Source organism: Actinokineospora sp. PR83 (genome assembly GCF_021056305.1).
Lineage (GTDB): Bacteria > Actinomycetota > Actinomycetes > Mycobacteriales > Pseudonocardiaceae > Actinokineospora > Actinokineospora spheciospongiae.
The window spans coordinates 13491-25532 of the sequence record NZ_JAJCXD010000008.1 but is presented as its reverse complement, the minus strand read 5'-3'; the positions used below and the strand labels follow the sequence as shown (position 1 = coordinate 25532).

The window sequence follows — 12042 nt, the reverse complement described above, 5'->3', positions numbered from 1 at the left end:
GCCACCCCCCACCACCGCAGCCACCCCCCATCCGGAACCCCACCGGGCGCAGCCGCCGACCACCCGCCAGCCGCCTGCCTGGCGGCCAGCCACCCGCAACCCCACCGCGCGCAGCAGGCGACCACCCCGAAAACCGCCGGCCCGGCTACGGACATGCCCGGGTGGGTGGATCTGCTTGGGTGGGGGAAGCGATCATGTGCAAGCCTGCCTGGGCAGTGGGGCACTCTTTTCGCCCCACTCGGTCACACCGGGCACATGATCGCTGTAGGGGCCCCGCCCAAGCAGATCCACCCACCCGGGCACGCCCCGAAATCCCGGGCCCTTAACCAAAGACACGGCCTAACGCAGGTCCATGCCCAGGTCGAGCGCGGGCGAGGAGTGCGTCAGCGCCCCGACCGCCAGGTAGTCCACGCCGGTCTCGGCGTAGGCCCTGGCCACCTCAAGCGTCAGCCCACCGGAGGCCTCCAAACGCGTACCGGTGCCTGCCGCCCGGCGCACCGCCTCGGCGCAGTCGGCGACGGTGAAGTTGTCCAGCAGCACCAGTTCCGCGTTCTCCGCCAACGCCTCGTCGAGCTGGGCCAGCGTGTCCACCTCGACCTCACAGGGCAATTCCGGAGCGTGCGCACGAACCGCCGCGATCGCCTTCGCCACCGACCCGGCGGCCAACACGTGGTTGTCCTTGATCAGGACCGCGTCCCCCAGGGCCATCCGGTGGTTCACCCCACCGCCGCAGCGCACCGCGTACTTCTCCAACACGCGCAATCCCGGGAGGGTCTTGCGGGAGTCGCGCACGGCAGCGCCGGTGCCCTCCACCGCACGCACCCACTCGTGCGTGGCCGTGGCGATCCCCGAGAGGTGGCACAGGAAGTTGAGCGCGGTCCGCTCGGCCGTGAGCAGGGCGCGGGTGGCCCCCCGAACCGTCAACGCGGGCACCCCGACCTCGGCGGCAGACCCGTCGGCCAGCGCGCCCAAGACCTCCACCCCGGGCAGGACCTGCCGGAACACCTCCTCGGCGACCCCGACCCCGGCCAGCACACCGGATGCGCGCGGGGTCAGCTCCGCCACCGCGACCGCGTCGGCGGGCACGGTGGCCTCGGTCGTGGCGTCCGGCCCGTGGGCCAGGTCCTCGGCCAGGGCGATGGCGATGATGCCCGAGAAGGCTTCCACACCAAGGGGTTCGGTGCTCACGCGACACCTCGCAGCGCGATCGGGTGGACGGGGACCGGCTGGCCGGACGGCGTCAGCCGGATGGTGGTCGGGTGCGACCAGGCCGCGTCGTCGCGGGCCGGGAAGTCGGTGCGCACGTGGCAGCCGCGGGACTCGGTGCGGGTCGCGGCGGCGGCGATGAGGGCGCGGGCGACCAGGGTCAGCGCCGCGTCCTCGACCAGGGTCCGGGTGTCGAGCACCCGGTCCGCGGCGGTCACGTCCAGCACGGACCCGACGATCGCCAGGCCCTCGGCCTCGCGGCCGATCGCGGCGTAGCGGCTCATCACCCGTTGCAGCGCGTCCCGGTCGGCGACCGGGGCCACCGGCAGGTCGGGCACGACGGCCAGGCAGGTGTCGGCGAGCCGCCCGCCCGCCAGGTCGGCGGCGACCGCCTCGGCGGCGCGCTCCCCCACGACCAGGCCCTCCAGCAGGCTGTTGGAGGCGAGCCGGTTCGCGCCGTGCAGGCCGGTGCGCGCCACCTCGCCCGCCGCGTACAGACCGGGGACGGGGGTGCGGCCATCCACGTCGGTCAGCACGCCGCCGCAGGCGAAGTGCGCGGCGGGGGCCACCGGGATCGGCGAGACCGCCGGGTCGACGCCCGCGGCGAGGCAGGCGGCGCGCACGGTCGGGAAGCGGCGGCGGAACGTCGCGGCGTCGAGGTGGGTGGCGTCGAGGAAGACGTGGTCGTCGACCCCGCCGCGGCCCAGCGCCACGTGCCGGGTGATGGCGGCGGCCACCACGTCGCGCGGGGCCAGGTCGGCCAGCGGGTGCACCCCCTCCATGACCCGGGCGCCGGTGGCGTCGACCAGGACCGCGCCCTCGCCCCGGACCGCCTCGGTCACCAGCGGGCAGCGCCCGCGGGCGCCCGCGCCGGTGTAGAGGACGGTCGGGTGGAACTGCACGAACTCCACGTCGGCGACCGGGGCGCCCGCGCGCAGCGCCAGCGCCAGCCCGTCGCCGGTGGCGACCTCGGGGTTGGAGGTGGCCTGGTAGAGCTGGCCGAGCCCGCCGGTGGCCAGCAGCACCGCCGGGGCGCTGAGGATGCCGGGCACCCCGGCGTCGTCGAGCACGTGCAGGCCGACGACCGCCCCGGCGGGGGTGCGCAGCGCCTGCACGGCGACGTGCCCCTCCAGCACCGGCACCCGGCCGTCGCGCGCGGCGGCGACCAGGGCGCGCTCGACCTCGGCGCCGGTGGCGTCGCCGCCCGCGTGCACCACCCGGAACGCGGTGTGCCCGCCCTCCCTGGTCCGGGCCAGCTTCCCGTCGGGCCGCGCGTCGAACACCGCGCCGCGCTCGCGCAGCCGGGCGACGGCGGCGGGGCCGTCGGCGATGATCGCCCGGACCGCGTCCTCGTCGCACAGGCCCGCGCCCGCGACCAGGGTGTCGGCGACGTGCGCGCGCACCGAGTCGCCCTCGTCGTGCTCGCCGGGCAGCACGACGGCCACGCCGCCCTGCGCCCAGCGGGTGTTGCCGTCCTCGGCCGCGGCCTTGGTGACCACCAGGACCCGCAGCCCCAGTGACCGCGCCCGCAACGCCGCCGTCAACCCGGCGACACCTGTCCCGACGACCACCAGGTCGGCGCGGGCCTCCCAGGTCGGCGCGCTCACTCCCCGCCGCCCGACTGGCCGATCTCGATCATCCGCTGGACCGCGCCGCGGGCGCGGGCGGCGGTGTCGGGGTCGACGTGCACCTCGTCGCGGTTCTCCCGCAGCGACCGCAGCAGCGCCGCCGGGGTGATCATCTTCATGTACCGGCAGGACGCGCGGTCGTTGACGGCGTTGAACTCGATGTCCGGGGCGGCCTTGCGGAGCTGGTGCAGCATGCCGATCTCGGTGGCCACCAGGACCGACTTCGCCTTCGTGGCGCGGGCCTGGGTCACCATGTCGCCGGTGGAGAGGATCTTGACCTTCTCGCTGGGGACGATGCCCTCACCGGCGAGGTAGAGCGCGGAGGTCGCGCAGCCGCACTCGGGGTGGATGAACAGGTCCGCGTCCGGGTTCGCCGCCGCGCGCTCGGCCAGCTCGGGGCCGTTGATGCCCGCGTGCACGTGGCACTCCCCCGCCCAGATGTGCATGTTCTCCCGGCCGGTCTCGCGCTTGACGTGCGCGCCGAGGAACTGGTCCGGCAGGAACAGCACCTCGCGGTCGGCCGGGATCGAGGCGACCACGTCGACGGCGTTGGAGGAGGTGCAGCAGATGTCGGTCTCCGCCTTCACCTCGGCGGTGGTGTTCACGTAGGACACCACGACCGCGCCGGGGTGCTCGGCCTTCCAGGCGCGCAGTTGGGCGCCGGTGATGGAGTCCGCCAGCGAGCAGCCCGCGCGCTCGTCCGGGATCAGCACGGTCTTGTCCGGGCTGAGGATCTTCGCGGTCTCGGCCATGAAGTGCACGCCGCAGAAGATGATGGTGGACGCGTCGCTGGTGGCGGCGACGCGGCTCAGCGCCAGGGAGTCGCCGGTGTGGTCGGCGATGTCCTGGATCTCCGGGAGCTGGTAGTTGTGCGCGAGCAGCACCGCGTCGCGCTCGGCCACCAGCCGCCGCACCTCGTCCCGCCACGCGGCGTCCGCCTCCACCCCGCCGTAGGGGGTCAGGTCGATCATTTCCGCGGTCATGGGGCCCTCCTCAGATGTCCGATTTTCGCTCCCGAGGTTTTCGCCTTAGGATCGAAAACATGGCTGATGCTACCACCGCGACCGCGCCGATCCACCACGAAGTGCTCGCCGCGGTGCTGCAAGTGAGGCAGGGAACACTGCGGGTCCTGCTGTGGCAGCGGGCGATGGAACCGCACGCGCACAGGTGGTCACTGCCCGGTGGCCTGCTGGGCGTCGGCGAGGACGTGGAGACCTCGATCCGGCGCCAGCTCGCCGAGAAGGTCGACGTGCGGCAGGTGTCGCACGTCGAGCAGCTCGCCGTGTTCAGCGCCCCCGACCGCACCCCGGGCGCGCGGGTCATCGCCAGCGCCTTCCTCTGCCTGGTGCCCTCGCACCTGGACCCGGAGCTGCCCGCCGACACCGAGTGGCACCAGTTGGAGTCGCTGCCGGAGACCGCCTTCGACCACCGGGCGATCGCCGTGCGCGCCCGCGACCGGCTGCGGGCGAAGCTGTCCTACACGAACATCGGCTTCGCCCTCGCCCCGCCCGCGTTCACCATCTCCGCGCTGCGCGAGCTGTACTCCGCCGCCCTGGGCTACCGGGTGTCGGCGACCAACCTGCAACGCGTGCTGTCCCGCCGGGGCCTGCTGGAGCCCACCGGGCGCACCACCCGACCCGGCCGGGCGGGCGGGCGGCCCGCGGCGGAGTTCCGGTTCGCCGACTCCAGCATGGCCGTCACGGACGCCTTCGCGGTGCTCAAGCCCCCCGGGCAGCAGCGCTGAGAGCACCCGCCGGTACGCCGGACGCCGCAATCGGACAGCGGGGACGGTCGCCACGTCGTAGCGTGGTCGGGTGGCCGATTCGCTTCCGCTGTTCCCGCTCAGGGCGGTGCTGCTTCCCGGAGCGAACCTTCCCCTGCACATCTTCGAGCCCCGCTACCGCCAGCTGACGGTGGACCTGGTCAACGGCACCGTCCCGGACCGGCAGTTCGGTGTGATCGCCCTGCGCCCGTCGATGGAGCGAGAGGTGACCGACCTCGCCCAGCTCCGCACCATCGGCTGCTCGGCGGCGCTGCGCGAGGCGAAGCGGTTGCCGGACGGGCGGTTCGACATCATCACCACCGGGGAGCGGCGCTTCCGGCTGCTCGAACTGGACACCACCAGCGCCCCGTACCTGATGGGCCGGGTGGAGTGGGTGCCCGACGTCGAGCAGCCCACCGCTGCCGCCGACTCGGTGTCGCTGCTGGCGGAGTCCGCGCGCTCGGCGCACCGCCGCTACTGCACCGCGGCCTGGCAGCGCGAGGACTGGTCCGAACCGGACGCCGACACCGCGACCTGCGAGCTGGCGCACGCCCTGGCCGCGGACTGCCTGCTGAGCATGGAGGACCGGCAGGACCTGCTGGAGGAGACCCGCCCGCTGCACCGGCTGCGGATGGTGGGCAAGCTGCTCAACCGGGAGGCGGGTTTCCTGTCGGCCCTGCGCGCGGTCCCCGCTCCCCCGTCGGAGTTCAGCGAACCGATCTGCCTGAACTGACAGGGTCCGCACCGGGAGCGCCGCTCCCGGTGCGGGATCAGCCAAGCCTGCGCCCGAGGTCGTCCATCCCGTTCCAGGCCGCGGCCAGGCCGTAGGCGAGCGCGGTGCCGAACGGCCAGGCGACGAAGGCCCACGCGGACTCCAGCCGCGGCGCCAGGGTGAGCACGTCACCCAGGGCGGGTGCCGCGGGCACCGGGTAGTGCGCCTCGGCCCAGGAGACGCCGACCCGGGTGGCCAGCCAGGCGGCCAGCGCGGCGCCACCGGTGGCGGCGATCAGGTAGACCGGGCCGCGGCGCTCCCGCAGCGCCCAGACCGCGGCACCGGTGACCAGGCCCGCGCCCATGGCCATGAGCACGAACAGGACCAGGTCGTCGAAGCGGTGGTGGCTCTCCGAGCGCAACGGGATCAACCGGCCGCCGTCGACGATCTGCACCAGCTCCGCGGGCGCCAGCCGGGACCAGAGGAACCCCAGGGCCAGACCGCATAGCGCGATCACGCCGAACACACCCACGGCGGGCAGCAGGTCCCGCTTGACCACGACCGGCGCGGGTCGCCGCGCGGGCCACAGCTCGGAGAGGCCGTGGGGGTCGTCGTCCGGGTGCCACGGCCCGAACGCGGCGGGGCCGGGCCCGGGGTGGTCCGGGGTGGTCGGGGGAGCCGCGTCCCGTGCGCCGACCGCGTCCTCCGCCACGCCTGTCCTCCCGCTGCCGAACCGCTGGTGACCGGGCCGCCCGCGCGGAGCGGACCCGATCACCCGAGACTAGTCGGTCAGCCGGGACGCGCCCGCGCTGGTCAGCTCACCGTGTCGACTGCACCGGGCCGACCAGCCCACCGGGGTGACCTGGACGACCATCCGCCTGCCGCAGTCGGCGCAGAAGCGCGGCGGCTCCAACGCGGCCCGCCCGCCCCGGCAGGGCAGGTGCTCACCCTCCGCGGCGGGCTTGCCGCAGTGCACGCAGTACACGCTCGTCCTCCTACGGTCCCCGGTCTCAGAGGGTGTCGCTCAGCGCCTTGATCGGCATCTTGAGGTCGGTCAGCATGTCCAGGTCCTGCTGCGCCGGGCGGCCGAGGTTGGTCAGGTAGTTGCCGACGATGATCGCGTTGACCCCGCCCAGCATCCCCTTCTCCGCGCCCAGGTCGCCCAGGGTCAGCTCGCGGCCGCCCGCGAAGCGCAGCATGGTGCGCGGCAGCGCCAGCCGGAACGCGGCGACCAGGCGCAGCGCCTCGCGGCCGGAGATCGGCTCGTACTGCTCGTAGGGGGTGCCCGGCTGCGGGATGAGGAAGTTCATCGGCACCTCGTGCGGGTCCAGCTCGGCGAGCTGCACGGCGAACTCGGCGCGCTGCTCCACCGTCTCGCCCATGCCCAGGATGCCGCCGGAGCAGACCTCCATGCCCGCCTCGCGGACCATCCGCAGGGTGTCCCAGCGCTCCTCCCAGGAGTGCGTGGTGACGACCTCGGGGAAGTGCGAGCGGGCGGTCTCCAGGTTGTGGTTGTAGCGGTGCACGCCCATGGCGACCAGCTCGTCGACCTGCTCCTGGGTCAGCATCCCCAGCGAGCAGGCGATCTGGATGTCGTTGCCGGACTCGCGGATGGCCTTGATGCCCTCGCGGACCTGCGAGAGCAGCCGGGCGTCCGGGCCGCGCACGGCGGCGACGATGCAGAACTCGGTGGCACCGGTGGCCGCGGTCTGCCGGGCGGCCTCGACCAGGCCGGGGATGTCCAGCCAGGCGGAGCGGACCGGGCTGGGGAAGCGGCCGGACTGCGAGCAGAAGTGGCAGTCCTCCGGGCAGCCGCCGGTCTTGAGGCTGACGATGCCCTCGACCTCGACCTCCGGGCCGCACCACTTCATCCGGACCTCGTGCGCGAGCGCGAGCAGGTCGTCGAGCCGGTCGTCGCCGAGGTGCAGCACGGCGAGCACCTGCTCCTCGGACAGGCCGACCCCGCGCTCCAGGACCTGCTCACGGGCGACAGCGAGGACGTCCTGGGGAGCGGTCTCGGCGTCGTGGGTGCGCTCGGCGGCTGCCGTCACGGTGTTCCTCCTCGAACCGGTGTCCCGGCGCCACTGCGCGCCCCGACACCTGCGTGTACGTGTCCGAGGGGACAGTGTGCCGCATGGGGGTGACAGGTTTCAGCGAGGAATCTCACCCCGGACGGGGACGAACTCCCGCTCGGTGAACTCCTTCGCGTCGAAACCACCGCCCAGGCTGGGCGCGAGCCAGCGCCGGGCCCCCTCGGCGAACGCGGTGGGATCCGCACCACCCACCCCCGCCGGGACGACCCCGACCAGCGGGGCACCGGTCACCAGCGGCAGGTCCTCCAGGTTGCACCGGGCCGCCAGGTCGGGCTCGGCGGGCCAGGAACCGATGACGATCCCCGCGCAGGCGATCCCCCGGGTGCGCAGCGCCTCGGCGGTCAGCGCGGCGGTGTTGAGCGTGCCCAGGCCCGCGTGCGCCACCACCAGCACCGGGGCGCCCAGCGACCACGCCACGTCGGCCAGCGTGCCGCCGTCCGGGTCGAACCGGACCAGCAGCCCACCCGCGCCCTCGACCAGCACCAGGTCGTGGGTGCGGGCCAGCTCGGCGGTCGCGGCGGCCACCTCGGACGGGCGGACCGGGGGCATCCCCACCCGGCGGGCGGCGGTCTCCGGGGCGAGCGGGTCGGGGAAGCGGCGCAGTTCTGCGGTGGTCACCGCACCGGCCAAGGCGGTCACCGCGGCCAGGTCACCCGGCTCGCCGGGGGCCACGCCGGTCTGCGCGGGCTTGAGCACGGCGACCCGGCGGCCCGCGGCCCGGGCGAGCGCGGCGATCCCGGCGGTGACGACGGTCTTGCCGACGTCGGTGCCGGTCCCGCTGATCACGAGGACACTCACGGTGGGTCAGGTTAGCGCCGGGGTTCGTCGGGGACCCAGTGGAACCGGTGAACGTCACTGTCTGCTTGGCCGTGGCTGCGTTTTAAGAGCGCCGGGATTTTTTGGGGCGTGCCCGGGTGGGTGGATCTGCTTGGGCGGGGCCCCTACGCCGATCATGCGCCCAGTGTGACCGAGTGGGGCGAAAAGAGTGCCCCACTGCCCAGGCAGGCTTGCACATGATCGGCTCCCCCACCCAAGCACATCCACCCACCCGGGCATTGGCGTAACCGGGCCGCCGGTTGGCAGGGTGGTCGGCTTTCGCTGCGCTGCTGGCGGCTCGGGCGGGCGGCGGCTGCGCCCGGTGTTGTTCCGGGTGGTTGGGCGGTGGGTCAGCCCACTGATGCTGCGGCGGTGATTCCCGCGGTGATCCGGGCGATGTCCTCGGTCGTGCAGATGTAGGGGGGCATCGTGTAGATCAGGTCGCGGAAGGGGCGGAGCCAGACCCCCGCGGTGACGGCGGCGGTGGTGGCGGCGGCCATGTCGACCTCGTGGTCGAGTTGGACGACGCCGATCGCACCGAGGACCCGGACCTCCCGCACGCCCGGCAGGTCCAGGGCGGGGGCGAGGCCGGTGCGCAGCTCGGACTCGATGCGGCCGACCGTGCCGCGCCAGTCCCCGGCCAGGAGCAGGTCGATGGAGGCGGTGGCGACGGCGGCGGCGAGGGGGTTGCCCATGAACGTGGGGCCGTGGGCCAGGACGGGGACCTCGCCCCGGGAGATCCCGTCGGCGACGCGGGGGGTGCAGAGGGTGGCGGCCATGCTGAGGTAGCCGCCGGTCATCGCCTTGCCGACGCACATCACGTCCGGGCTGATGCCCGCGTGGTCGGCGGCGAACAGCTCGCCGGTGCGGCCGAAGCCGGTGGCGATCTCGTCGAAGACCAGCAGGACGTCGTGGGTCAGGCACAGTTCGCGCAGGACGTGCAGGTAGCGCGGGTCGTGGAAGCGCATCCCGCCCGCGCCCTGCACCACCGGTTCGACGATCACCGCCGCCAACTCGTCGGCGTGCGCCTCGACCAGGTCGGCGAGGTGGGCGACGTAGTCGTGGTCGAAGTCGGCGGGTGGGGCGTCGGCGAAGCGCTGGACCGGGAGGACACCTCGCCAGAGGCTGTGCATGCCGCCCTCGGGGTCGCAGACGCTCATCGGGTTGAACGTGTCGCCGTGGTAGCCGCCGCGCCAGGTGAGCAGCTTGGTCTTGCCGGGTTTGCCGGTGGAGCGCCAGTACTGCAGGCACATCTTGATGGCGACCTCGACGCCGACCGAGCCGGAGTCGCAGAGGAACACGTGGCGCAGGGGGGCCGGGGTGATGTCGACCAGGCGCTTGGCCAGGGCCACGGCGGGTTCGTGGGTGAGGCCGCCGAACATGACGTGGCTCATCCGGCCCGCCTGGGCGGTGAGCGCGGCGTCGAGCACCGGGTGGCGGTAGCCGTGGATGGCCGCCCACCACGACGACATGCCGTCGACCAGTTCGCGGCCGTCGGCCAGGGTCAGCCGGGCGCCCCGGGCGCTGTCGACCACCAGCGGGGTCTGCGTGCCCGGCATCGGGCCGTAGGGGTGCCACACGTGGGCGCGGTCCAGGGCGAGCAGTTCCTCCGGGGTCACGCGGGAGAGCGTATCGCCCCGAGGTCGGGAATCCACTGTGGACAGGCGGTCAGCCGTCGACGCCCGCGAGTTCCTTGCGCCGGGCGACGAGCCGGGCGATCTCGCGGCCGTGGTCGGTCGGGACGATCCACTGCCCCGGCGGGACGGTGATGCGCACGGCGGGCCCGGGGGTGACCGTGACCCGCAGCTCCCCCACGCCCGGGACCTCCAGCGTGGCCCGGCGGGCCACCAGGATCTGCTCCACGGCGCCGACCCCGCTGAGCGCCACCATCGGCCGCACCAGCCGGAACCGCCCGCGCGACCCGGCGAGGGTGATCCGGTCGTGGGCGACCAGCAGGTGCAGCCCGCGGTCGCCGCGCGCCTGCCAGGGCACCTCGACCCGGGAATCGGCCAGCTCCGGCGTGTACGGCTCCAGCACCCGCCTGCGCGCGTCGACCGCCAGGAAGTACCCGGCGACGCCGAGCGCGGCCCCGGTGACCGGCGACAGCGGCCACAGCGCCATGGCTCCCAGGTGCACACCGGCCAGCCCGCCGAGGACCGCCGCGGCCACCGGCCAGCGGCGCGGGCGCATCAGCCGGGAGCGGAAGTACCAGGCCCCGGCGAGGACGAGCACCAGCGGGACCACCAGGTAGGGCAGCGGGTTGCCGAGCAGCGTGGCCCCCGCCGCGAGCAGCGGTCCGACGAGGACGATCAACACCAGGTGCGGCCGGACAGCGCGCAGCCGCGCGTCGACCAGCCCGCGCTCCGCCGTACTCACCCGCCCCCGCACCCGGCCAACGTTATCCGACCGGAACCGGATTCACCGGGATTGCCCGGTACGCCACGCCCAACGCCGGGCCATCCGCAACCGGATTTCCGGTGGCGGTTGCCCGGGTCGGCCGCGGCCCCTGCGCTGTATGGCGTACGGCCCGGTCAGGTCAGCTTCACCGGGAGGGTTTCCAGGCCGCGGACCAGGGTGCTGTCGCGCCAGCGGAGTTCCCCCGGGTCAGCCGCCAGCGACAGCGCGGGGAAGCGGTCGAGCAGGCGGCCGATGGCGGTGGCGGCCTCCAGGCGGGCCAGCGGGGCGCCGACGCAGTAGTGGATGCCGTGGCCGAAGGCCAGGTGCGCGGACTGGGCGCGGGTGATGTCGAGGCGGTCGGGCTGCTCGGTGTGCGCCTCGTCGCGGTTGGCGGAGACGAGGGAGACCAGGACGAACTCGCCCTCCGGGACCTCGACGCCGCCGAGGGTGATCGGGGCGGTGGTGTAGCGCATGGTGGCGATGTTGATCGGGCCCTCGAAGCGCAGGAACTCCTCGACCGCGCCGGGCAGCAGCGCGGGGTCGGCGCGCAGGGCGGCGAGCTGCTCGGGGTTGCGCAGCAGGGCCAGCACGCCGTTGCCGATCAGGTTGACCGTGGTCTCGTGGCCCGCGATGAGCAGCAGCATGGCCATCGACACCAGTTCCGCTGAGCTGAGCCGGTCGCCGTCGTCGTGCGCCCCGACCAGGTCGGAGAGCAGGTCCTCGGCGGGTTCGCGGCGCTTGTGCTCGATCAGCTCGGCCAGGTAGCGGCCCATGGCGTCGCCCGCGGCCGTGGTCACCTCGCGCGGGCCGGTGGTGATCATGGTGGAGGTCCAGGAGCGGAAGTCGTCGCGGTCGGCCTCCGGGACGCCGAGCAGCTCGCTGATCACCGTGATCGGCAGCGGGAAGGCGTACTCGTCGAGGAGGTCGACGGTGTCGCGGCCCGCCATCGCGTCGAGCAGGCCGTCGGCGATGCCCTCGACCCGGTCGCGCAGCCTGCCGACGACCCGGCTGGTGAACGCCTTGGTGACCAGCTTGCGCAGCCGGGTGTGGTCGGGCGGGTCGGAGTTGAGCATGTGCGTGGCCAGCTCAAGCCGGAACGGCAGCGGGGTGGCGTCGGTCAGCCGGTGCCGGTCCATGACCGGGGCGAACCCGGCGACGGCCTTGCTGATCCGCGGGTCGGTCAGCGCGACCTTGGCGTCGTCGTAGGCGGTGACCAGCCAGCCCTTGAACCCGCGCGGGAAGATCGCCTCGCGCACCGGGGCGGCCCGGCGCAGCTCGGCGTGCAGCGCGTGCGGGTCCTGCATGTACTCGGGCGTATCCAGCCTGAGCACGGTGTCCGGCACCGACATGACCATCTCCTCGACCAGCGGTAAACCCCGTTCACCAACCACCTTACCGTGATCGGGCGGTGGCGGGGTGTCACCGGCG

Annotated in this window: 12 protein-coding genes; 2 read left to right on the top strand and 10 right to left on the bottom strand. The window is 73.9% G+C overall.

All coding sequences use genetic code 11. The features are described from left to right. Positions 1-339: 339 nt before the first annotated feature. The 3 genes from nadC to nadA are packed head-to-tail and all read right to left on the bottom strand — an operon-like array spanning position 340 to position 3817. Positions 340-1188 (bottom strand): carboxylating nicotinate-nucleotide diphosphorylase, encoded by an 849-nt coding sequence (gene nadC / locus L6E12_RS02420; RefSeq protein ID WP_236226214.1) that lies wholly within the window; start codon positions 1186-1188, stop codon positions 340-342. Then, positions 1185-2813, bottom strand: a complete 1629-nt coding sequence (locus tag L6E12_RS02415; protein ID WP_236226213.1) for an L-aspartate oxidase — start codon at positions 2811-2813, stop codon at positions 1185-1187. Before L6E12_RS02415 ends, nadC begins: the two co-directional genes overlap by 4 nt. Further along, positions 2810-3817, bottom strand: a complete 1008-nt coding sequence (gene nadA, locus L6E12_RS02410) for a quinolinate synthase NadA (RefSeq protein WP_236226212.1) — start codon at positions 3815-3817, stop codon at positions 2810-2812. The genes L6E12_RS02415 and nadA overlap by 4 nt, the downstream gene beginning before the upstream one ends. Before the next feature lie 59 nt (positions 3818-3876). Here nadA and L6E12_RS02405 point away from each other — a divergent pair, with 59 nt between their 5' ends. Both L6E12_RS02405 and L6E12_RS02400 read left to right on the top strand, forming a co-directional pair. After that, a complete protein-coding gene (locus L6E12_RS02405; protein WP_255683046.1) occupies positions 3877-4578 on the top strand; it encodes an NUDIX domain-containing protein in 702 nt (233 codons plus the stop codon). A 70-nt stretch (positions 4579-4648) separates the two neighbouring features. After that, positions 4649-5329, top strand: coding sequence for an LON peptidase substrate-binding domain-containing protein (locus L6E12_RS02400; RefSeq protein WP_236226211.1), 681 nt, complete (start codon positions 4649-4651; stop codon positions 5327-5329). Between the two features lie 37 nt (positions 5330-5366). Here the strand turns inward: L6E12_RS02400 and L6E12_RS02395 are convergent, their stop codons facing one another. From L6E12_RS02395 to L6E12_RS02365, 7 genes are all read right to left on the bottom strand, one after another. Further along, on the bottom strand, positions 5367-6020 hold the full coding sequence (locus tag L6E12_RS02395; protein WP_236226210.1) for a DUF2567 domain-containing protein: 654 nt from the start codon (positions 6018-6020) through the stop codon (positions 5367-5369). A gap of 69 nt (positions 6021-6089) precedes the next feature. Then, positions 6090-6293, bottom strand: coding sequence for a hypothetical protein (locus L6E12_RS02390; RefSeq protein WP_035283385.1), 204 nt, complete (start codon positions 6291-6293; stop codon positions 6090-6092). 25 nt (positions 6294-6318) lie between these two features. After that, positions 6319-7359: a biotin synthase BioB gene (gene bioB, locus L6E12_RS02385; protein ID WP_236226209.1), complete on the bottom strand. Its 1041-nt coding sequence runs from the start codon at positions 7357-7359 to the stop codon at positions 6319-6321. Positions 7360-7458: 99 nt separating this feature from the next. Then, positions 7459-8199 (bottom strand): dethiobiotin synthase, encoded by a 741-nt coding sequence (bioD, locus tag L6E12_RS02380; RefSeq protein ID WP_236226208.1) that lies wholly within the window; start codon positions 8197-8199, stop codon positions 7459-7461. A 368-nt stretch (positions 8200-8567) separates the two neighbouring features. Then, positions 8568-9836: an adenosylmethionine--8-amino-7-oxononanoate transaminase gene (locus L6E12_RS02375; protein ID WP_236226207.1), complete on the bottom strand. Its 1269-nt coding sequence runs from the start codon at positions 9834-9836 to the stop codon at positions 8568-8570. A 49-nt stretch (positions 9837-9885) separates the two neighbouring features. Further along, a complete protein-coding gene (locus L6E12_RS02370; protein ID WP_236226206.1) occupies positions 9886-10593 on the bottom strand; it encodes a hypothetical protein in 708 nt (235 codons plus the stop codon). A 155-nt stretch (positions 10594-10748) separates the two neighbouring features. Beyond that, entirely contained in the window at positions 10749-11963 is a 1215-nt protein-coding gene (locus L6E12_RS02365) for a cytochrome P450 (RefSeq protein ID WP_236226205.1), read from the bottom strand. Between the last annotated feature and the right edge of the window lie 79 nt (positions 11964-12042).